General features: G+C 41.7%; 20 protein-coding genes and 1 pseudogene. 14 read left to right on the plus strand and 7 right to left on the minus strand.

All coding sequences use genetic code 11. From position 1 onward, the window contains the following. Window positions 1–110: 110 nt before the first annotated feature. Complete coding sequence (locus V7K73_RS16780; protein ID WP_334881730.1) at window positions 111–1,289, plus strand: GNAT family N-acetyltransferase; 1,179 nt, start codon at window positions 111–113, stop codon at window positions 1,287–1,289. Between the two features lie 90 nt (window positions 1,290–1,379). Further along, the gene (locus tag V7K73_RS16785) at window positions 1,380–1,763 is read left to right on the plus strand and encodes a DUF4346 domain-containing protein (RefSeq protein WP_334881731.1); all 384 of its coding nucleotides are present in this window, start codon (window positions 1,380–1,382) and stop codon (window positions 1,761–1,763) included. Window positions 1,764–1,954: 191 nt separating this feature from the next. Here V7K73_RS16785 and psb32 read toward each other — a convergent pair whose 3' ends face one another. Beyond that, window positions 1,955–2,692: a photosystem II repair protein Psb32 gene (gene psb32 / locus V7K73_RS16790; RefSeq protein ID WP_334881732.1), complete on the minus strand. Its 738-nt coding sequence runs from the start codon at window positions 2,690–2,692 to the stop codon at window positions 1,955–1,957. Window positions 2,693–3,076: 384 nt separating this feature from the next. Between psb32 and surE the strand changes: the two genes are divergently transcribed. The 5 genes from surE to V7K73_RS16815 all read left to right on the plus strand — a co-directional run bounded on the left by surE (window position 3,077) and on the right by V7K73_RS16815 (window position 8,996). Continuing rightward, window positions 3,077–3,757 (plus strand): 5'/3'-nucleotidase SurE, encoded by a 681-nt coding sequence (surE, locus tag V7K73_RS16795; protein WP_334881733.1) that lies wholly within the window; start codon window positions 3,077–3,079, stop codon window positions 3,755–3,757. 111 nt (window positions 3,758–3,868) lie between these two features. Next, the gene (locus tag V7K73_RS16800; protein ID WP_334881734.1) at window positions 3,869–4,492 is read left to right on the plus strand and encodes a hypothetical protein; all 624 of its coding nucleotides are present in this window, start codon (window positions 3,869–3,871) and stop codon (window positions 4,490–4,492) included. A gap of 1,481 nt (window positions 4,493–5,973) precedes the next feature. Then, window positions 5,974–6,816, plus strand: coding sequence for a YaaW family protein (locus V7K73_RS16805; RefSeq protein WP_334881735.1), 843 nt, complete (start codon window positions 5,974–5,976; stop codon window positions 6,814–6,816). Then, complete coding sequence (locus V7K73_RS16810) at window positions 6,798–8,198, plus strand: O-antigen ligase family protein (RefSeq protein ID WP_334881736.1); 1,401 nt, start codon at window positions 6,798–6,800, stop codon at window positions 8,196–8,198. The genes V7K73_RS16805 and V7K73_RS16810 overlap by 19 nt, the downstream gene beginning before the upstream one ends. Window positions 8,199–8,477: 279 nt before the next feature. Next, window positions 8,478–8,996 (plus strand): hypothetical protein, encoded by a 519-nt coding sequence (locus tag V7K73_RS16815; protein WP_334881737.1) that lies wholly within the window; start codon window positions 8,478–8,480, stop codon window positions 8,994–8,996. 233 nt (window positions 8,997–9,229) lie between these two features. On the opposite strand, the gene V7K73_RS16820 is transcribed toward V7K73_RS16815, so the two are convergent. After that, window positions 9,230–9,418 (minus strand): DUF6887 family protein, encoded by a 189-nt coding sequence (locus V7K73_RS16820; RefSeq protein ID WP_229461752.1) that lies wholly within the window; start codon window positions 9,416–9,418, stop codon window positions 9,230–9,232. Further along, window positions 9,411–9,587 carry a DUF6888 family protein gene (locus V7K73_RS16825; protein ID WP_334761876.1) on the minus strand — a complete coding sequence of 59 codons (177 nt, stop codon included), beginning with the start codon at window positions 9,585–9,587 and terminating at the stop codon, window positions 9,411–9,413. Before V7K73_RS16825 ends, V7K73_RS16820 begins: the two co-directional genes overlap by 8 nt. Before the next feature lie 162 nt (window positions 9,588–9,749). On the opposite strand from V7K73_RS16825, the gene V7K73_RS16830 reads away from it, so the two are divergent. From V7K73_RS16830 to V7K73_RS16845, 4 genes are all read left to right on the plus strand, one after another. Beyond that, entirely contained in the window at window positions 9,750–10,271 is a 522-nt protein-coding gene (locus tag V7K73_RS16830; protein WP_334881738.1) for a Ycf51 family protein, read from the plus strand. A gap of 621 nt (window positions 10,272–10,892) precedes the next feature. After that, window positions 10,893–12,086 carry an iron-containing alcohol dehydrogenase family protein gene (locus V7K73_RS16835; protein WP_334881739.1) on the plus strand — a complete coding sequence of 398 codons (1,194 nt, stop codon included), beginning with the start codon at window positions 10,893–10,895 and terminating at the stop codon, window positions 12,084–12,086. Continuing rightward, window positions 12,083–13,294, plus strand: a complete 1,212-nt coding sequence (locus V7K73_RS16840) for an aspartate aminotransferase (RefSeq protein WP_334881740.1) — start codon at window positions 12,083–12,085, stop codon at window positions 13,292–13,294. Before V7K73_RS16835 ends, V7K73_RS16840 begins: the two co-directional genes overlap by 4 nt. A gap of 60 nt (window positions 13,295–13,354) precedes the next feature. Then, entirely contained in the window at window positions 13,355–14,047 is a 693-nt protein-coding gene (locus V7K73_RS16845) for an MIP/aquaporin family protein (protein ID WP_334881741.1), read from the plus strand. A gap of 268 nt (window positions 14,048–14,315) precedes the next feature. Here V7K73_RS16845 and V7K73_RS16850 read toward each other — a convergent pair whose 3' ends face one another. Then, window positions 14,316–17,999, minus strand: coding sequence for a PAS domain S-box protein (locus V7K73_RS16850; RefSeq protein WP_334881742.1), 3,684 nt, complete (start codon window positions 17,997–17,999; stop codon window positions 14,316–14,318). A gap of 1 nt (window position 18,000) precedes the next feature. Continuing rightward, window positions 18,001–18,255: a helix-turn-helix domain-containing protein gene (locus tag V7K73_RS16855; RefSeq protein WP_334881743.1), complete on the minus strand. Its 255-nt coding sequence runs from the start codon at window positions 18,253–18,255 to the stop codon at window positions 18,001–18,003. Window positions 18,256–18,964: 709 nt separating this feature from the next. On the opposite strand from V7K73_RS16855, the gene V7K73_RS16860 reads away from it, so the two are divergent. Further along, the gene (locus V7K73_RS16860) at window positions 18,965–20,011 is read left to right on the plus strand and encodes a 1-acyl-sn-glycerol-3-phosphate acyltransferase (RefSeq protein WP_334881744.1); all 1,047 of its coding nucleotides are present in this window, start codon (window positions 18,965–18,967) and stop codon (window positions 20,009–20,011) included. 349 nt (window positions 20,012–20,360) lie between these two features. Here the strand turns inward: V7K73_RS16860 and V7K73_RS16865 are convergent, their stop codons facing one another. Then, window positions 20,361–20,819 carry a GNAT family N-acetyltransferase gene (locus tag V7K73_RS16865; RefSeq protein WP_334881745.1) on the minus strand — a complete coding sequence of 153 codons (459 nt, stop codon included), beginning with the start codon at window positions 20,817–20,819 and terminating at the stop codon, window positions 20,361–20,363. A 276-nt stretch (window positions 20,820–21,095) separates the two neighbouring features. Between V7K73_RS16865 and V7K73_RS16870 the strand changes: the two genes are divergently transcribed. Further along, window positions 21,096–21,590, plus strand: coding sequence for a hypothetical protein (locus tag V7K73_RS16870; RefSeq protein ID WP_334881746.1), 495 nt, complete (start codon window positions 21,096–21,098; stop codon window positions 21,588–21,590). A 224-nt stretch (window positions 21,591–21,814) separates the two neighbouring features. Next, the gene (locus tag V7K73_RS16875; RefSeq protein WP_334881747.1) at window positions 21,815–22,144 is read left to right on the plus strand and encodes a DUF6464 family protein; all 330 of its coding nucleotides are present in this window, start codon (window positions 21,815–21,817) and stop codon (window positions 22,142–22,144) included. Between the two features lie 114 nt (window positions 22,145–22,258). Here the strand turns inward: V7K73_RS16875 and V7K73_RS16880 are convergent. Next, window positions 22,259–22,575: pseudogene (locus V7K73_RS16880) on the minus strand (hypothetical protein); the annotation flags it as partial.

A 22,575-nucleotide genomic window follows, 5' to 3' on the forward strand; every position in this document is an offset into this window, starting at 1 on the left:
AGAAGAAATTAATCTCTACTTCCTCATCTCCCCCACTCCTAACTCCTAACTCCTAACTCCCCACTCCCCACTCCCCACTCCCCACTCCCTACTCCCTACTCTCCTAAAAAGTGGAACAACTTAAGCCTCGCTATTCTGTCGTTTGGACGAACAAAATTGCTGAAGTACCCCAAAATGCCTGGAATGCTTTGGCAATGCCACTCAAAACGCCGTTTTTAGAATGGGAGTGGCTGAACAATCTCGAAACCTCCCATAGTGCTACGGCTAAAGCTGGTTGGTTGCCGAATCACTTGACATTGTGGCGAGATAGAACGCTGATTGCTGCTGCGCCACTTTATCTCAAAGGACATAGTTCTGGTGAATTTGTTTTCGATCATCAATGGGCAGAGTTAGCCTCCCGCATCGGGGTTCAATATTACCCAAAATTGCTGGGAATGACACCATTTACTCCTGCCGAAGGCTATCGCTTCTTAATTGCCCCAGGAGAAGATGAAGACGAAATCACAGCGATGATGGTGCATGAAATTGACACTTTTTGCGCCAAAAATCGAATTTCTGGATGTCATTTTCTCTACGTCGATCCCCAATGGCGTCCGATGCTAGAACGGCATGGTTTTACAACTTGGCTACACCACAGCTACGTCTGGGAAAATGCTGGCTTTAAAACTTTTGATGACTACTTGAAAGTTTTCAACGCCAATCAGCGCCGCAATATCAAGCGGGAACGCAAAGCTGTGGAAAAAGCAGGTTTGCGATTGCAACCCCTGACTGGTGATGAAATTCCTCAGTCTTTATTTCCTTTGATGCACCAATTCTATGCTGACACCTGTGATAAGTTTGGCTGGTGGGGTAGCAAGTATCTCACACGGAGGTTTTTTGAGCAGTTACACGCCGATTATCGGCATCGAGTCTTGTTTGTTGCTGCATATAGCGAGCAAGATAACTCTCATCCTTTAGGAATGTCCTTTTGTTTATTTAAAGATGACAAACTCTATGGACGCTATTGGGGGAGTTTTGAAGAAATAGATTGCTTACATTTTGATGCTTGCTATTATGCGCCGATTGAGTGGGCGATCGCTAACAATATCCAACTTTTTGATCCTGGCGCGGGCGGGCGGCACAAAAAACGCCGTGGTTTCCCCGCTATGCCCAATCACAGTTTGCACCGCTTTTACAATAATCGTTTAGCACAAATTTTACGTCCCTATATTAAGGAAGTGAATCAACTCGAACAGCAGGAGATTGAGGCAATTAATGCAGAGTTGCCATTTAGTAACCAAGATTCTTAAAAGTTTGCCAAGGCAGAGAGGGAACGACGAATTACACTTGATATAGAGTGAAAAAACCCTCAAGAAAGAAAATTTCTTTTTAGAATGCTTATGGATTTAATAGTTGAAGATTTAGCCGCAATTGATGATAAACTTTCCCATCGTCATATTGATCTTGATCCCGGTGGATATTTCATTATTTACTTGGATCGAGATGCCGGATTAATTTATGCCAAGCATTTTACAAATGTGATTGACGATCGCGGTTTAGCTGTCGATCCCGAAACGGGAAAGGTAATTCCGGCGCGACAAAAGGTAGAACGAACCCACACAACCGTTTTTAGTGCGAGGACAGCGAAAGAACTTTGCGTGAAGATTTTTGAAGAAACTCAGCCCCCTCCTGTAACTCAATTAGATCATGCAGCTTATTTGGGTCGAGAATTTGTCAGGGCTGAGGTAGCTTTAGTTACAGGGCAAGAGTATGTTCAAGATTAAAGTTAGGAGTTAGGAGTTAAAAGTTAAGAGTTAAAAGCTAAGAGTTAGAAATTGCTAACTCCAAACTCCTAACTCCAAACTCCAAACCCCTAACCCCTAACTCCAAACTCCTAACTCCTAACTCCTAACTCCAAACTCCTAACTCCTAACTCCTAACTCCTAACTCCTAACTCCTAACTCCTACTCTCCCATTACCCATTAGATGATGGCTGATTTATCTGATAGATGTAATAAGTCGCCATTGGAATAACAGTGGCGGCAATTAACAATCCTACTACCCAAGCAGTGGCGTTACCTTGGTCAGTTTCGCCTGCTTTCTTGAAGGTGCCTTCTACTTGTACATTCTCAATTATTTTTGGTGGGCCTGGATCGGCTTTTCCAGAGAGAACGGCGACAAGGCGATCGCTGGCATCGAGAAATGCCTGATTGTATTTGTTACCATTGCGTAACGGCACACTTACTGTTTCAGTAGCTATACTCTCGGCAATAGAGTCAGTAAGCATTGGCTTGACTTCATCTCCAGTAATAATGGCAGTACCATTAGTAACCGTATCAATAACCAATAAAATTTCATTCGCTTGGGCTTGTTTTGTGGGAAACCATTTTTCAAACAGTTCTTTGGTGAAGCTTTCTGGTGTTTCACCGTAATCGAGGCGGCGAACAGTAACAATTCTAACTTCCTTACCTGTTTGTTTTGCCAAATCCTCGAAAGCGGTGTTAATCTTACCTTCATTCAGACGGCTAATAACTTCACCTTGATCTAAAACCCAGGTGTTATTCCCTGCTGTGAGGTTGGGTATTTGATTCACACCTGTAGCAAAAGCAGGTACGGCAAACAGCGAGGCTGCTAAAATAACCGTCACCAAAGGGAGAATTAGCCGGATGAGGTGTTTTTGACTGTTAAATACTTGTTTGAGGAGCTGTTTCATCGTGTGATCCCTAAGACAGACTTGCACCAAAAATACTACAGAATCACTGCAAAAATCACCTCGTTCCCGATTTTTTTCAGTATAAAGTTTCTGTTACTGCCAGCAGATATATATTTTACGGGATTTTTTGATTGCACAAACTTGTGATGAGGGAGGTTGCAAGCATTAAAATGACAAAAAATACCGCCCATTTTGGGGATTAATCCAAAAACTTGGGGCGGTATTTGCAAAAAATCTATAAATGATATCGTATAATCAATATTTTTGGCAGAATTAAGCATATTTTTTCATATCTGCAAGTAGCTTTTCCTGCTATACCCATTGATGGGTGATATCTGCATTTTTGGGATATTTTAGCTAAATTTATATCAATATAATATATAAATGACCATAATTTTAACTAACGACGACGGCATTGATGCCCCCGGTATCCGAGCGCTGGTGAAAGCTGTAAACGGCAAAAATGCTATTATCGCGGCTCCTTGCGATCCTCAGTCTGGCTGTGGACATCAAGTTACCACCACTCGTGCCATCAACCTCCAGCAACGTTCTGAGACTGAATATGCGATCGCAGGCACTCCCGCCGATTGTGTAAGAATTGCCATAACACAAATTAGCGCAGATGTCAAATTTGTGCTTTCAGGGATCAACGCTGGGGGCAACTTAGGAGTCGATGTCTACATTTCTGGCACAGTGGCTGCGGTGCGGGAAGCCGCAATGCACGGTATTCCTGGAATTGCCATTTCTCAATATCGCAAAGCCAAGCAGAATTTTGATTGGGATATGGCTGCTAAATTCACAGTTGAAGTTTTAGCGGAGTTACTCCACCGTCCCCTAGAACCGGGAAGCTTTTGGAATGTGAACTTGCCGCATCTGCAATCAGGAGAACCAGATCCGAATATGGTATTTTGCCAACCCTGTAACAGACCTTTGCCAGTAAACTATCGAATTGAAGGCGATAATTTTTATTATGTAGGGGAATATGGCAAACGCGATCGCACTCCTGGTAGCGATGTAGATGTATGTTTTTCCGGTAATATTGCGGTAACTCAGTTAAGAGTTTGACGATTGAATCCAAAATCTCAAATTGTTATTAGTCAACTAACGCTTCAAAACTTTGAAATCTGGTAAAGTTTCAGTAGCACTGAACACTGATTTCAAAAAAAGCAGAAAAATATGCAGTTTCTCAAAATTGTTCTTGTCGCTCTCGTGTTGATGGTAAACCTGTTAATTGCTCAACCCTCTTGGGCGGGCAAGGATTTTACTAAGGGGGCTGACTATGCTGAAGTAACTCAGGCGCTTAATCAACTTCTAACTATAAAGGATACACCTGAGCAAGCGGGTTATACACCTGAGCAATTTCAGAAGCGACTGGCACAATTGCAGCTTCAGAAAAATGTCATAGAAACAGCTAGAAAGCGGGCGCAGTGCCGCAATGAAACAGGAAAGACGTTGGCTGTCTATGCCAATAAACCAAAAAAATCTCCAACCCAACTCTACTTCTTGGGCGCAGGAAAAATTACAGATGATGATTGGGATTGTGATGGTATTTACTTACCCGCAGGTTCTCAAGTGGTTCTAGGCCCAAACGCTCAACCACAACAACTAACCCAACCAATCGCCGTCAATTTTGTCGATGGTACACAGTCTATTGCTACAACCAATCCAGCTACTGGTGCAATTCAATTGAATGTTGAACCAGCCAAAGTATTCAAGGCGGGTGAGAGTAGCTGGTTACTTCCCACTTTCTCTCAAGCAGATATTGATACGCAAATTCCTACCCCACAACTCATTGACTAATTCTTCAAGACTATTGTGAATCAGTAGGCCGAACAAAAACTGATGTTCTTATACCATTTCTTTGTGAGGCTGCCCCAAACCCTCTTAACTTCTTCTTTCTTTCTTTCTTTCTTTCTTTCTTTCTTTCTTTGTGTTCTTTGCGGACTTTGCGGTTCGTTTTTCTTTCTTGTACTTAAATATGGTTTAGCGCATCTTCATACAGAATTTGGTATTAGAGACTTGATTAGAAGCCTGAAGATGAAGAAAAAGCCGTCGGAGAACAACACGGCTTTAAACCCATTTTTTCGTTAAAAATCACACTTGATTGCTTGTCGGCTGGAGGAGTTGATATTTCACTTGCTTGACACAAACCTAAGTATTCAGAACTACTGACAGTATAACTCTGACAGTTTTCTTAATCGAGCCATAATTCCAAATCGAGTTTTTTTGGTGTAATTACTTAGATAGAATGATATTAAGGGTATAAATGAAGGTAATTTGCGGGTCGATTTGCGGATGAACAGACATAAATACATTTGAGTATATACTCTAACGACATCTAGCGATCGCATAAGTGAAAATTGATTGATGTTAGAAACCTGTTACTACTCCAGATGCATTAAGTGCATCTGGAGTTTTTTTGGAAAAAGCGATGTCTACCACCGACTGTTCGGTGTCGCAATTTTCTAAATCATCCGGGTATGCCAAAACACGCCTGAATAGGGATGCATACTGAATTATTTATATCTAAACATGGGGCATCAGTTTCAGTTATTGATGTACCCCTCATGCCAAATAACTCTCGCAAAACAGCCTCAGTTCGTCTGAGGCTGTTTTGCGTTACTTCCCACAGAAAAGTTATTAGAACTGACGCATTGACAAAAAATACCATTTATGTAGATTGCAGAAGCACAGTGGTTTATCCTCATAGACTTTTATCTAGATTTGAGTGTATACCCTGATGACGTAGGATTCTCCGACGGTGAAAATTTGGTATAGGTAAATGCGTATCTTTCCTGGCTCCAGATTTGTCACAAAAATTTCTGGAGTTTTTTCATTATTTGGAGTTTAAAATTACCCATCTAATCTAAACTCCAGTGGATATTTTACTTTTATAGTACTTAGGCAATAACTTTCTAAAACTGCTATTCCTTCCTGTCCTTCTCTAACGAGATGCTTTTGCAAAGCGGTTCGTTTTTTCATATAGACGCGGACTCAATCGGCTATTCCGGCACCAATGACTACAATATCAGTTATGAGTCAATAGTCCCTAGTCATTGGTTATTAGTAATTGGTCACTTGTGGTGAGCGACTTACTTTGACTACACTACTTCGGCTGGACTCAGTACAAGTCAGTACAAGTCGCTCAATGGAGCCGAAGGCGAGGTAAGCCGAAGTATTAGTTATTCGTTATTATCAAAGGACAAAATTACTACTAATGACTGCTGAAAGCTAATAGTAGAATAAAGTACACAAAGCTGCATAGAAGGGAGGAAGGGACATTGGATGAAATGAGGGCGGCGCTAGAGTTAGCGACCGAAGAAGAATTGCAAGATTTAACCGCAATTCTATTTAGTCGTAAGTTCAATCCCTTAGACTATGTACACACACCCGAACCCATCGAAGTACAAAGCCAAGACCGCAAAGCTTGGCTAGATTCACTAGAGGGTCGCTTTCGCTTTTTGGCGGCAGACGGGATGACAGTATTGCGGGGACGCACAGGCCAGGTTACTTACCGAGAAGCGTTAGTTCACGTATGTAAGTATCTAAAAATTACCTATTCTAATCGGCTGCCAACCATTGATTTAGAAGCAGAAGTATTTTTGCATCTGCTAGGACAGGTGTGGAAAAAATTACCTGAACAGGAAAAGCAAAAATTGACTGTACAAGTGCAGCGTCAGCTTGTCAAATCAGAACTAAAAGAACCCCTACCACTTTTATTGCAACGTGACCCCTTGGGGTTACTTTTCAAAGGTGGTAGTGCGATCGCTGTTAGTTCCATGCTCCAGCCATTTGTACTTAAGCAGATTGCCCGTCAATTTGCCATCCACTTTGCTACTTATGAAGTAGCCAAACAAGCGGCTATTACAGGCTCAGAAGCAGCTGCAACGCAATTTCAAAGCTATGTAGGTATGCAAATGGCGCAACGGGGTATGACTGTGAATGCAGCTCGTTATGGAGCAGCCCGCACTATGTTTGCTGTGATTGGGCCGATAATGTGGACTTGGTTTTTTGCAGATTTAGGGTGGAGAGCGATCGCCACTAACTATGGTCGGATTATCCCGACTATTTTCACCTTAGCTCAAATTCGCCTCACTCGTGAGGAATGTTGGGAGCCAGCTTGAACAAGGTTTTTGACTATTTTAAGTCTCGTTGGCAATCTGCTTGGAACTACTCTCTATGGGCTTTGTTAATCTTCCCATTGAGTCCTCTAGTGGGGGCTGTGACTATCGGTTTTGTATCATTAATAACTTGGTTGAAACAATCCCGCAAAATTAGTCGCCGCCCTCTCAACTGGGGATTTGCCCTTTTGAGTGTCTTGCTGCTGGTGAGTGCTGGATTTGCCGATGGCAAGACATTAGCTTTCCTCGGCTTATTTAATTTCTTACCGTTCTTTTTACTTTTCGTTGCCCATAGCGCCCTGATTCAAACATTTACCCAATTGCGGCAAATGGCTTGGGTTTTGGTGATCGGTTCTATGCCCCTGATAATTATCGGCTTGGGGCAGTTATTTTTGGGCTGGAGTTTGAATTTAGAGATTTTATGGGTTGTGTTCAATTGGATAATCGTACCAGGAGGAAATCCGCCAGGTCGCATAGCCTCACTCTTCTTGCACGCTAACACCTTCGCAGCTTATCTAGTGATAATTTTCATTCTTGGTTTAGGGTTGTGGCTAGAAAACTATCAGCAACTAAGAGTCAAAAATAAACAGTCATTCCCCCCTCATCCCCCTCATCCCCCTCATCTCCCCACTCCCCACTCCCCACTCCCCTTTCTCTTCCTAACCGTGGCGATGATTATAAATTTCATCACCTTGATTTTTACCAACTCGCGCAATGGGTGGGCGATCGCTATTTTTGCCTGTTTAGCTTATGCACTTTACCAAGGTTGGCGCATTCTTGTGGGGGGCGTGACTGCGATCGCTTCTAGTGTGCTTTTGGCAGCTTTTGCTCCTTCGCCCGTCGCTCAATTTTTTCGTCATTACGTTCCTGCCTTCTTTTGGGCAAGGTTAAATGATGACATGTATCCTGATAGACCAGTCGCTTTAATGCGAAAAACTCAGTGGCAGTTTGCCTGGTCTTTAGCTCAGGAACATCCTTGGACTGGCTGGGGGTTACATAGTTTTAGTACATTCTACAAAGCCCAGATGCATACTCGCTTGGGTCATCCCCATAACTTGTTTTTGATGTTATCTGCTGAAACTGGTTTTCCCAGTACTCTGTTATTTTTTGGCTTACTCGCTTGGATTTTGATTACAGGTGTCCAATTACTCCGAAAGTCAAAATATATAAATAAAGAAGACAGATTGATATTTTTCAGTTATCTTCTGGCTTTTGCTGCGTGGGTTCTATTGAACACAGTAGATGTAACCATATTCGATTTTCGTTTGAATGCCTTTTCATGGTTAATTTTGGCTGCTATTTGTGGAGTAATATATCGTTATAAGCTACACGATAGGCTTGCATCTCATCCAAATGAGTCAGGAAATGACAAACAGCAATTTTAAATATCCATCATTTCTTTTTCAGTGTATGCACTGGGGACATTTATAGTTTCAAGTTAATAAGATTACTATTACAAGCGTAACTAATACTTAATTAGTTACTGTTGCTGATTGTTGGGAAGGTGTAGGGACAACCCTTTGGGGTTTTCCTGCATGACGGGCATCTCTTGTAGATGCCCTTTTGTATATTTATTATTTTTCTTCAGTTAAACACAAGTTTAAAAAATATTGAATTTGCCGAAATATCAAAAAAATTTTATCTGTCATAAAGGAACATAGAACATGGTTACTGAAATTAAGCTAGGTCTTTGTAACCCGCCAGAACCTATTTATCTGTATGTGAAAAGCGGAGAATTAAACGGGGAATCCTACTTGTGGTATAATTACGATATCAATAATGATCAAACTATTCCTGTCCACAAAACAGGGCTAACTGGGTATATATCTGAACTGAAATTAAAAACGACAGAATTTAAGGGGAAGGACAACGTTAAGTTACACATCGTTGTTAGGGCGGATGAAATTTATGTTGTTAGGACTGGGATAGAAACTAACTTTGCTAAAACTTTTCTTTTAGCTGCATCATGTGTCCAGGACTTTTCTAAACCCCTGATTATTACTGCAATTGCTGGAAAAGAGAATGTGGTTTTTTGTAACCTCTACGACGCGGCGACTAAAACCAGGATTCGCTCTGAATGGAACAGAGATGCTGATTGGCTAGCAATCATTGATAGTGTTCAAACTAAGTTGCAGACATCTCAAAATTCCGATATTACCTCTGGTGAGCCAATACTATTCTAGAAAAATTGGGGAGGCTGGGGAAGTTGGTTAAGCAATTTTTTTCCCAGCTTTATTCGCTACAACCTAACAAAATCGCATAAGTAAGTGGGCGCAAATTAATCATCACTAGCTCGTGCGCTTTAGCGCTAAAGCGCAACTACGAGCCAAATACAGAGATTTTACTTTTCGTTAGATAGTTTGCTTTTATCTTGCCTACCTACTTAGCTCCCTAACGGAATGATGATTTTTTTTAGCTATGGCTCTAAACCTTGGTTACGTTTTTCTTGGATGACTTGTTGTAGTTCATCTACTGAATTGAGACGTTTGCCATTAGACTGAACGTGCAATGCTAGGGCGTGAATTGCTTCGGTATCGCCACGATTTTGTAAAATATAATCTCGCAATTGCTTGCGTGTCATTTCTCTAAAGTTAGGCTTATTCATAATCAACCTCTGCTTCTGGATTAATTACTACAACTGTCTCTTCACCTGCTATTACTACGATGTTATCTGTTCGCTCATCTAAGGTAACTAGGTAAACCGGGAGATACATTCGCGTTAGCCAAGTCAAGACTCGGTATAACTGTTTCAATTGTTCTGAGGTTGGCTCCATTTCACCCCTAAACTTAGGCTAAACCCAAGTTTAAACTTTATTATGACTGCGATCGCACCCAATATTTTGATTGGCATTAAAGACTAGGATAACCAGTATGGTGTAAGCTCTCGGTAAAATGGGTGTGTCGGTAACGAAACAAAGACGCATCCATCCAACCTTATGCTCACAACAGCTAACTTTTTTCAGTACACCCAATGGTCAGGTATTGCTACCTTGCTATTTGCTGCCTTAACATTTTTGGCTTTTATTCTCAAATGGGGCATCCGCTTTCGGCTGGTGGGTACGACTGGCTTTATGCTGGTGATGACGGCTGGTTTATTTGCACTCTCGATAGTCCCCTTGAGTCGGACTGTGATTCCAGGAGCAGCCCACTACACTCTAGTTTATGACAATGGGTCAACACAAGCGGTGATTGCTACATCACCCCAAATTACACCCACACAATTAGATGCAACTTTACGTCAAGCAGTTAGTAATCTGTTTTCTTCTGGTCGCTCAGGTACACGCCAAGAGGACAAGTTGACAGTTCGGGCTCGTACCATTATCCACCCGGAATCAGGGACTTCTGTACCAGTTTACTTGGGTGAAGCCAAGCGATCGCTCGTCTCTCGTGAAAATTCTGCGATCGCAATCGAAATTTACACAGAAAAATTCGCCCAATTGCCAAAATCTACCGCTTAAAAGGCAGGGATAAGGGGAAATTTTTGTACAAGTTTCTCCTTATCCCCTGTTTCATGCAAGAGGATAAAAATAATTTACCTGCTATCAGGATGACATAATTTATTTTGTATTTACCGATACATTAATAGTTATTTTTATATTAAGATATTTACACTTTTATTGGTTACACTTTGGAAAAAGTTAATTAACGTACAGGTAATGGGTACTGACAGTTGTAATTTGTCAGTTTTTAGCCTAATTACCACTGTTGACATTTTCAGAATTTTTTGCAGCAAATAAATTAGCTGTCGGGGAGTACAGATAAATGTTCGCCCCTACGCACCTATCCATAGCTGGAATGACCATCGACAGATTATTCTCCTTTCTTGAGAATCTGAGAATGGTAATGTTAATTTATTATTACAGTTATTCAAAACTTTGAGAGTTCGGAATTTCAAGCTAATGGGCATTATAGATTCAAGCAACTTCGTGAAACTAGTCTGTCTAGTTTATTGCTTGGCTCAGATCCAAATGAGTCGGGTGTAAGGTTGGAGCCATCCAAAAACCAGTTATGTCTTCAAGCATCCCTGACTACAAGTCTATTAGATTAAGAAATATCTTGGTTTTGGCAAACTAGATTATATGTCTAATCAAATTTCTACTCAACCTTCTTTGTCTACTCAAACCTCTAGTACATTATTGACGCTCACAGTCGCCCCAGCAAAAGTAATCCGTGGTTCTGGGGTGTTGCAAGCAAAAGCAGCAGAGATCGCCTGTTTGGGAAGTCGTCCCTTAATTGTGGCAGGTGATTCTACTCTGTCCATCAGCCGAAAAAATTTGCTCCCAGTTTTAGAAACGCATTCTTTACATACTGCCCAAGCTTCATACAGCCCAGACTGCTGCGAAGCTAGCCTGAAATGTTTACAGAAGAAAGCAAAAGAACATAAAGCTGATGTAATTATCGGTGTTGGTGGTGGCAAAGCCTTAGATACAGCGAAATTAGTCGCGCATCAGTTACAGTTGCCAGTGGTGACAATTCCGACATCAGCCTCTACATGTGCAGCTTGGAGTGCCTTGTCGAATGTTTATTCAGAAGAGGGGGCGTTTCTTTATGATGTGGGGTTGTCTCGTTGTCCTGATTTATTGATCCTTGATTATGATTTGATCAACACTGCACCACAACGGACTTTAGTAGCTGGAATTGGTGATGCGATCGCTAAGTGGTATGAAGCCTCAGTTAGCAGTGGGCATTTGCAAGACACTTTAATTATTGCCGCAGTGCAACAAGCGCGAGTTTTGCGAGATATCTTGTTGCAAAAGTCAGCCGCCGCCCTGAAAGAACCAGGTAGTGAGGTTTGGCGAGAAGTCGTAGACGCGACTGTTTTATTAGCTGGGGTAGTTGGAGGACTTGGAGGGGCGCAGTGTCGCACAGTTGCGGCCCATGCCGTGCATAATGGTTTAACGCACATTTCAGGACATGGTAGTATTCATGGCGAAAAAGTTGCTTTTGGAATTTTGGTACAACTGCGTTTAGAAGAAATGCTACAAGGCAATCAACTAGCAGCATCGGCACGGCAACAGTTGTTAAAGTTCTACACAGAAATTGGACTCCCCCAAAAATTAAGCGATTTGGGATTGGGCAATATTACATTAGGCGAGTTGCAAACAGCCGCCGAAATTGCCCTAGTTCCTAATTCTGACATCCATCGACTACCGTTTAAAGTCGCGCCAGAACAGTTGATGGCAGCAATGGTTTCTACCACTGCACCTATAGATAGTAGAGATACTATGAATCGAGTTTCGCCCAAGGGAATCAGTGACGAGGTTGAAGCATGAGTTTAAATTGGATTGTCCCAGCAGAACGGATACAAAAGCTACCGCCCTATGTATTTGCCCGTTTAGATGAACTGAAAGCTAAAGCACGGGAACAAGGGTTAGATTTAATTGATTTGGGTATGGGAAACCCCGATGGTGCAACACCAGCACCAGTTGTAGAAGCGGCGATCGCTGCCTTGAAAGATCCCGCCAATCACGGTTATCCTCCGTTTGAGGGAACTGCTAGTTTCCGCCGAGCGATTACTAACTGGTATCATCGTCGTTATGGTGTGGTTCTCGATCCTGATAGTGAAGCTTTGCCGCTACTCGGTTCTAAAGAAGGATTAACCCATTTAGCACTTGCCTACGTTAACCCTGGCGATTTAGTTCTAGTTCCTTCCCCAGCTTATCCCGCCCATTTTCGCGGCCCAGCGATCGCAGGGGGGAAAATTCACAGCTTGATTCTCAAACCAGAAAATGACTGGTTAATCGATTTAGCTGCAATTCCTGATGAGGTTGCAAAACAAGCTAAAATTCTCTATTTCAACTATCCCAGTAATCCGACTGCTGCCACAGCCCCCCGCGAATTTTTTGAAGAAATCGTCGCCTTCGCCCGCAAATATGAAATTTTGCTAGTGCATGATTTGTGTTATGCCGAGTTAGCTTTTGATGGTTATCAACCCACTAGCTTGCTAGAAATTCCCGGCGCGAAAGAAATTGGTGTAGAATTTCACACCTTATCTAAAACCTATAATATGGCTGGTTGGCGCGTTGGGTTTGTGGTGGGTAATCGCCATGTAATTCAAGGTTTACGAACACTGAAAACTAACTTGGATTACGGCATTTTTGCCGCATTACAAACAGCAGCCGAAACCGCTTTGCAATTGCCAGATGTGTATTTGCACGAAGTACAACAGCGCTACTGTACCCGCCGCGATTTCCTGATTCAAGGGTTAGGAGAGTTGGGTTGGGATATCCCCAAAACCAAGGCGACTATGTATCTTTGGGTGAAGTGTCCTGTGGGTATGGGTTCCACGGATTTTGCTCTGAATGTGTTGCAGCAAACTGGCGTTGTTCTTACGCCAGGTAATGCCTTTGGGGTTGCAGGTGAGGGTTATGTCAGAATCAGTTTGATTGCCGATTGCGATCGCTTGGGTGAAGCTTTACATCGCTTTAAGCAAGCGGGTATCCGCTATCAACCTGAAGCTGTAGTCTCTGCTTCACAATAGAGATAGTATAACCTTATCAACTTTTTTTAAATGTAGGATGCCCAAGTGCCTACTAAAGGCATGAAATTACAAAAATCGCTGACGCATTGCTGGCGAGAGGCTTTAGCAGAAGGAATTGGCACCTTTATTTTGGTGTTTGCCGGGACTGGTGCAGTCATGGTGAACTCCATTAGTGGTGGCAGTGTAACGCATATTGGTATCAGTTTTGTATTTGGTGCAGTCGTTACTGCGTTGATTTACGGAATTGGTCATTTGAGCGGCGCACACTTCAATCCTGCTGTAAACTTGGCATTTTGGACGAGTGGGTTTTTTCCAAAACGGCGAGTATTGCCGTATATTTTGGCACAGTTAGTGGGTGCGATCGCAGCTTCAGCTTTACTGCTAATTAGTTTGGGGCGAGTTGCGAATTTAGGGGCGACTCTACCACTGAATGGGAATTGGTTGCAATCTTTGGTGTTGGAGTTCGTTCTCACCTTTATTTTGATGTTTGTAATTTTGGGTTCTGGACTAGATCGCCGCGCCCATATTGGTTTTGCTGGGTTAGCGATCGGGTTGACGGTAGGGATGGAAGCAGCATTTATGGGGCCAATTACAGGTGCAAGTATGAATCCGGCGCGTTCTTTAGGCCCCGCTTTGGTGGGAGGAATTTGGCAGCATCATTGGGTTTATTGGGTTGCACCCATTTTAGGAGCACAATTAGCAGTGATATTATATCGGCAACTTTCCAACGGATTTAGCGATTTCAAAGAATAAAGACACAGCTTTGAGCCAACCACGAAGTCATACCAATTCTGTATGAAGATGCGCTAAACCATATTTAAGTACAAGAAAGAAAAACGAACCGCAAAGTCCGCAAAGAACACAAAGAAAGAAGAAGTTAAGAGGGTTTGGCGCAGCCTCACAAAGAAATGGTATCAGTATAAATTAAGTTGAGAATTATCCTGATTGATAACAACAGCAGTGTAGCGATCTTCTATGATGGAGAGAGTTTGTATGCAACTCTATCCAGAAAAAAGATATTTTATTGGCATAAGTTAGTTTGCAGATTGTTATAATTAAAAATTACCTTAGCGATCGCTTGAAGTAATTTAGCTGGCTCCACAGGCTTGGTGATATGCTGCCAAAATCCGGCGGCGATCGCCTGTTGAGAATCAGCCTCAGTTGCATAAGCTGTAAGAGCGATCGCTGGAATTGTCCCTCCTTGTTCTGGTGACATACCTCTGATTTGACGCATCAGCATATAGCCGTCTAATTCTGGCATTCCAATGTCGCTTAACAGCATATTTGGCTGAAACTGAGGCATAATTCTTAGTGCTTCCATAGCAGATGCGGCCTGAGTTACTACCGCGCCAGACTGCTCTAAAATGAAAGCAATTAACTCTCGCGTATCACGTTCATCATCAACAAGCAGAACTTTCACCCCATTAAGATCGGGGAAATCATCAAGTTGTTTATCAATTTGATGGCTATTGAGATCAGTCTTTATCAGAGGTAGCATGACTGTAAAAGTTGCTCCCTGTTCTTCGCCCAAACTTTCAGCCTTAACTGTGCCACCATGTAGCTCTACGATGTGACGAACAATAGCTAATCCTAATCCCAATCCCCCAAATTTCCTGGTAGTTGCGCCATCAGCTTGTCGGAAGTATTCAAATACGAATGGTAAAAAATCTGGGTTAATTCCCTTACCTGTATCACTGACTTTAAGTTGAGCCTGAGAACCAACAGACTGTAAACTGATTTCTACCTGTCCACCTTGGGGTGTAAACTTAATAGCATTAGAAAGGAGATTCCAGATAACTTGCTGCAAGCGACTTGAATCACCAGTTACTAGAAATTTTGGATTGAATCTTTCCGGTGCTGGAAGCGCAACTTGGATTTGGGATTTTAGATTGTCAGGTTGCTTGTTAAAATCGATAGATTCTAAATTTTTGTAAGAATTTTCTAATCCCAAGTCTAAAATAGTAAATCGCAAATTGATAGATTTGGCTTGGGCGGCTAGACGGACAGTTTCTATTGCAGATGCGATCGCAGTTTCCAGATTTACAGAAGCAATATTCAGACTGAGTTTACCTTGCAAAATCCGAGAGACATCCAACAAATCTTCAATTAGTTCGGTCTGAAGCTTGGCATTGCGCTCAATGGTTTCGAGAGCGCGAGTAGTGGTTGCTTCATCATACTTTTTAGTTTGCAATAACTTCGACCATCCCAAAATCGGGTTTAGCGGTGTGCGAAGTTCGTGAGAAAGAACCGCCAAAAATTCATCTTTGATTCGGTTAGCTTGGACTAATTGCTCTTTTTGCTGCTGTAACGAATCCATCAGCTGAGCGCGTTCCAGAGCAACCGCCACCTGATCGGAGGTTGCTTGTAATAGGGCAATTTCCCCAGAAGTGAAGCGGGTACGGGTGCGACTGGCAAAAGAAAGGACACCAAGCACCTTTCCCTGAGCAATTAATGGTTGACCTGCATAAGCTGTGATTCCCAAATCTTTGAGAATGTCGGTATTTGGATGAGTAGAGTGCAGCACATCATTGACGACAATTTGATGGCGTTCTTGTAGCACTAGTCCGCACATTCCTTGATTAAATTCTAGGTATTCAATTGCTTGAAATACTTGATCAGTAATGCCGTTCCAAGCGACTAACCGAAGTTTCTGCTTATTTTCGTGCGTCTCAATTAAATAGTGGAAGTAAAAATGCAAATCCATCTGCGCCGATAGTTTGCTAAACAAGCTGTTCATTAGATCCAAGGGGCGCTCTGTTGAAAGCAAATCGCTGGTTGTTTCAGAAAGCAGTTTCAGCCTTTCACTGCGCTCTTGCAAGGCAAGTTCAGCAAGCTGGCGTTCCCGAAGGGCGCGTTCGCGTTCGGTGATGTCAACTGCAACCCCTCCGACTAGGCGTTGCCCAGATGCATCGGCAATGGGAAACTTATATACCAAAAATTCGCCAAGGGTGCCATCTGTGCGTGGGGCAGACTCGATCGCTTCAAGAACCTGATTCGTCTGGGCAACCATTTTAATGTTATCAAGGAAGGGTTGAGCGATTTCGGCTGGGTATAGGTCAAAAATATTTTTATTAATCGCCTTTGTTGCGACATCGAACGTACTCAGATAAGTGGGACTTAGATAAAGTACACGTCCGTCTGCATTGGTAATCCACGCTGCGGCGGGAATATTGTCCATAAAAGCTTGGAATTGCTCTTGACTCTGACTCAGCGCTTTTTTAACTTGCTGGAGATCGCTAATATCAAGAATGAATGCAACTGATTTTTGTTGAGATTTGCCTAACAAAGAGTAACCAACTACAACCGGCACACTGGAACCATCCTTGCGAATGCATTCCTTCTCATAAGGAATACAGGTTCCCTTGGCTTTTGCCTCGGAAATAGCCAGTTCATCTAAATATTGGTACTCATGAGGCGTGATATCAGTCCAGCGTAATCTGCCTGACTGGATATCTGCTTGGGTATAGCCGACAATTCGCAAGAACTCGTCGTTGGCTTCAGTAATGCTACCATTCACATCACCAAAGAGAATGCCAACTATATTCGCTTGGAAAAAACTTTTCAGGCGTTCTTCACTTGCTTGGACTGTCTTCTCTACTTGCTTGCGTTGGCTGATGTCACGGAAGAAAATATCAAGACCATCTTCACAAGGGTAGGCGTGAATCTCCAGCCAGAAGTCATACTTGGGCGGGAAGTAGTAGTGATGCTCAAAGTAGACGGGAATCTGTTGTGCGATCGCCCTTCTGTACTGTAGCTCTACATTAGTGCCTACTGATAAAGGCCATTCCTCCCAGTGCGACTTACCGATAACCTCTGTCCGGGGTTTGCCGTTAATTCGCTCTGCTTCGGCATTTTGGTAGATGATTCGCCAATCTCGGTCTAGAGTAATAAATGCATCACTCATGTTTTCTAGAGTGCGTGTGTTCCGCTCATTGGCTTGCTGTAATGCCAATACTGCTTGTTTGCGTTCGCTCAAATCAACAACGAAGCCAATCACCTTTTCTTGAGTATCTTCCAGGACAACAGAACCGAGTATAACGGGAATGCGATCGCCATTTTTACGGATGTATTCTTTCTCAAAGGGTTTACATACTCCGGTCGTTCTAAGTTCTTCTACTGAACGCTCACTCAATAAAAGATACTCGTTTGGGGTAATCTCGCGCCATTTAATTTGGTTAGCGGCAAAATCTTCTCGCGTATAGCCGACTATCTTCAGAAAAGCATCATTAGCTTCCACGATCGAGCCGTTGCTCATATCAGTTACCATAACTCCAATGATGTTGGATTCTGCCAAGCGACTAAACCGCTTTTCGCTATTTTGCAACAACTTTAGGCTTGTCTCTGCCTTGCGTCTGGCAGTTCGTAACTCTGAAGATAGGGCAGTAATTAAGAAGGATACTAGTGAGAATGAGGTTAATCTTACCAAAACGTTTGGGCCCAGGAGATCGAATGAGTAGACTGGCTCGATCAAAAAATAGAAAGCAGTTGTAACAGAAAGAGCGATCGCTAGTACTCCAAGTCTCATACCACCATACCAGGCACTAATTGCCACGGCAGCATAAAATAATGTAAATACGCTCGGATCGAAGACTGGCAACAACAGTTGCGTCAGCAGCAGCGCCGCTATAACTGCCAGAATCATCACACTATATGTTAGTAACCAAGAGCGCATCATCAAAATTTTTTTGAGTACTTTCAGCATCATCTTAAGAGTCCTCCCGTTGCTCCGCTTTTAGGAGATACTCGTTCAGCAGTCTTTTGCCTGGTTCGCCCATTTTCTGTAACATTTCTTCAATTAGCTTTAGTGCCATCTGTGAAGGCACTGTAGATTTGTTCTCCCAGCGATTAACTGTTCGCACGGAAACTCCCAACTTGGCTGCAAACTTTTCCTGAGAGAGATCGAGGTGCTGCCGAAGTTCACGGATTAAATCTGAAATTTTTAGTGAGTTTCCTAGTTCCATAATAGGAAGAGTAGGACACCTGTCTTGCCATTTGTCTCTCACTTGAGGAAGAATTTAAACTATCATTAGTTATTGTCAATTTCATCTTTTGGTTAAATACCAATATTATTTATCAGTCTTGATTAATTCCTGTTCACTGATTTAAGTCCATACTTTTGATAACTGTTAACTGTTTTAAGGTGGTGCTACAAAAACTTTTTGAGACAAAATAACTCTATAAGGTAACTATAAAACAAACATTAACTTTTGTGGGTATTTAATATCAAATGGTATAATAAATGCTTTGATGATTTTCAATCTTCAAGCATCGCCAAAAATCTATGGTTACTATATTCCATAGTTATCTTTGGTAACCTACTTAATATTATATATAGCAATTCTAAATCATTCGTGAAAAATTAGATACTGCGAATTTTGACAATTTAGATAGGATTGCTACAGATATGCTGGATACATAAGTTTTATCTAATACTTGGCCTTTATAAGTGTTTGCAAACCATGTAAGTGGGTCAAATTAAATATAAAACCTCACCCTGCCTCCGGCTTCCCTCTCCTTACGAAGGAGAGGGATTGAGGGTGAGGTTTTATCTTATGTTTAATTACGCCTACCTACTTAGTCAATTTTAATTCTAAGCTAATATCCCAATGGCAAAGCTATAAAGCTATAATAAGATTTAAATAAAAATTTTGCCTAATTAATATCATTGTTTTGATTAATCAACATTCCGAAAATCACCTAAACACTCAACTAGAAAATCTACCAGGTGAAGGCTATATATTTAGCTGGTTTGATTGGTTTTGTCTTTGGTATCCTCCAGGCTGGCTAATTATATTTAACCGTCATTGGCAGCACTATCATATTGATTTAGAGGGTTGGAATTGGGCAGAATATGGATTATTTTTAATTCCTGGCGGATTTTATCTGGCGTTGCTGAGTCGTTGGTTGCGTCTTGGTTTTCGTTCACCTCGAACAGAAGTTAGTGAATTTGATCCCAAATATCAACAAGCTTTTGGCAAAGAAGTTGTCGCGCCCATCGTCAAATACTATTTTCGTGGAGAATTACAACAAGTCGAAAACTTGCCGCAAACAGGGCCATTGATTGTGGCAATGAACCACGCAGGGATGAGTTTTCCTTGGGATTTTTTGACCTTGGGTTATTTATTAAGTGAAGCTAGAGGATGGGTGGTACAACCATTAGCAAGTCCAGCATTATTTGAGCATCCTTGGATGATTTGGTGGCTACCACCTAAATGGTCGCAGGTTTTGGGTGGTGTGCGAGCCGAATTAGATGATTTTGAAGCAGCGTTGTCGCAGCCCGCCGCAGGCATCGCCCAAGGTAAAATTCTCTTATATGCACCCGAAGGTATCCGTGGACCTGGGAAAGGTTGGAGGAGACGCTATCAACTAGAAAAGTTTAATGTGAGTTTTATTAAATTGAGCGATCGCTATCAAATTCCTATTCTGCCGATAGTTTGCATCGGTAGTGAATCTTTACATCCTTGGGCTGTTAATTTCAAAAAATTGCAACGACTAGTCAAATTACCATTTTTGCCTATCTCGCCTTTAATGCTTGCGTTAATTTTGTTTCCTTCAATGGGAGTTTGGGCAATGAGAACTCGCCTGCATTACTTTATTCAGCCTTTGGAACCAGCAGAATTGCACAACCATTCAAACAAAGACCGTAACATAGCTTATCGGCAGGCACAAAAATTACGAGAAAAACTGCAAATTAAAATTAATCACTTTTTGAGATAAATTTAATCCTCCGAATGGATTTAAGTCAATTTTTGAAAAAATAATTTGCTTAACTATAAAAAATTATTTCCTATTTTCCTAATAATTTATTTTTATAGAATAATTCGCTTTTAGTAAGCACTCTAGCCCTTATTATATGCATATTAAATGCTATCTAGCGTATTATAGCAGTTCCCAGGTGCATGAAGTATATCATATCAAAACCTCACCCCCAACCCCTCTCCTTACTAAGGAGAGGGGAGATAAAGCACAGCTTTATTGGGGTGAGGTTAAGCTGTACTTTACTAGATTAGAAAATGGTATATATCCGTCGAAACTACTGTTTTGAATCAAAGTAATTTAGTAATTATTAAATAGATTTTTCCATAATAAAATTTATCAGCTTTTTCCCTCTACGTTCTACCTGTTGCTGTTTCACAACAATAAAGCTCTGGCTTTCAAAAAAAGGTTTGGCTGTAATACTAGCTTCTACAAATAACTTTTCAATCTCCAAAGACTTTGCTTTTAATTCAAGCTGTTCTAAGATTTTCTTACCAATCCCTTTTCTTTGAAAATCTTTATGACAGTAAAAACGGTCAATGTGTCCATTAGCCTCTAATTCCCCAAAACCAATAATTTTACCCTGCTCTGCTACATAAGTAAACTTACTTTTTAAACTTTTAATCCAAACGTCAATATCCATGTTTGCTGATGCCCAAGCATCTACTTGTTCTTGTGTATAATCGTGGATATTCACTTCATGAACAGTGTCGTAGAACAATTTCATAATTTCTTCGGTATCAGCTATTTCGTATATTCTTAATTTCATAAAGAAGGTAATTAATCACAAATAACTTTACTAGAAATTTTATCAGTGCTGGTGTGACTACTTTAGCTTTCGAGTTCAGTCCTTTTCGCTTATGACGCGCTCACAGAACCCCACCCCCAACCCCCTCCCCCCTTGCGAGGAGGGGGCTAAGAAAGATGTACGCTATATACAGCAAAATTCATCAGATTAAACTTCATATACAAAACTTAGTTAGTATTTATGTACTAATTAGCTGCTAAAATGCCTTAAAAGTCAGCTAGCCTTACTTGAGGTAGTATGAAAAAAATCCAAGACACGGACAAAAAGCCCATTTTGCTGTTCCAGCCAACATCTGTAATTACTGCTATAGTGCCACTGCAACCCCAAGAAAAAAAAATCATCAGTGAACGGGAGCGTTTTATAACACAAGTGGAACGCATCAATCAGATGGCGCAAGAGTTAGAAGCAGCGATATTAGAATTGAAAGCGATCGCTAACACACTGAATACTCAAAAACCTTACCCATCCTTGATAAAAGAGCTATGCAAAAATATTTGTCAGTATTTTGCAGTTAGGGTGCCTTGGGTGAAACGAAAGTCTAACCAATCATTTATTTTGACAACGCGAAAAGTTGATTTATTCCGAGCCGAAAGGGAAGCCGCACTGTTAGCACAGCAACTTCGTGAGCAAACCAAAAAAAGATTAGCATCGCAGCGACACAGAAAAAACAAGAATGGGGCTAAGGCTGATACAAAAAACTTCTTTAAAAAGGTATTAGTCAACAAATCTTAAAATTATCAATATTCAACGGCAGATCACCCCTGAGGTTGTAACAGTTATGCTGATTGAAGTGGTAGAAGGAAATTCTGACTCAAAATTACTCACCACATTGCCATTGCTAATTGCTACTAACTGTGGTAATAAGGAGGCAAGCCTGCCCTAATATTTGCACTTCCGTAAAACCCGAGTGCAAGATCAAGGACAATCAATCAGCGCACAGAAGAGGTAAAAAGAAGGTGTTAAACACACTTTTAGTGATTGCCGTTGGTTTTTTACCGTCCCTGATTTGCCTGTGGGCGATCCGCAAAACCCATGCGCGATCGCGCCTACGACTCAGACAAGCAGCCATGAATTTTCCCGCGATGCAGGGACGACAAAACATTAGACCTGTAGAAGGCGATCGCTATTATTTAGAAGGCGTGGGTTATCTAATTGGCGATATCAGCTGCAAATTTAATGCCCGATCTAGCTACATGCGTTGTGCTGTCAATCCCGAAGGCCCATGTAATGGTTGCCGTCACTACGAACCTAAGGAATTAGCTGGTAGTGATGAAAAAAGGCTTTAATAAGTTTTACCTGCCTAATACTCAAAAAAGGGGAAGGGTATAACTGGGAAAAGAGCAATTTATCCGATGCCCTAAACTAACCTTACCCTTCACCCTAGAGAAAAACCTCTGTAACTATGGGCCAACATTAACAAAAAGTGCATTATTGGTTCCAAGACCGCCACAGATAACCTGACTAGCACCTAAGCGAGTACAACTAGGATCTGAAACGTATGTACCTCCCAGACTCTGATAACCACTCCACGAACTGCCATTAAATTGATTCACAAAAAGTGCATTATTGGTTCCAAGACCAGCACAGATAGCCTGATTTGTACCTAAGGAACTACAACTAGGATTTGAGACGACTAGACCTCCCAGACTCTGATACCCACTCCAAGAAGTGCCATTAAAGCGATTTACAAAAAGTGCATTATCGCTTCCTCGGACGG

Source organism: Nostoc sp. (assembly GCF_036916975.1).
Taxonomy (GTDB): domain Bacteria; phylum Cyanobacteriota; class Cyanobacteriia; order Cyanobacteriales; family Nostocaceae; genus Nostoc.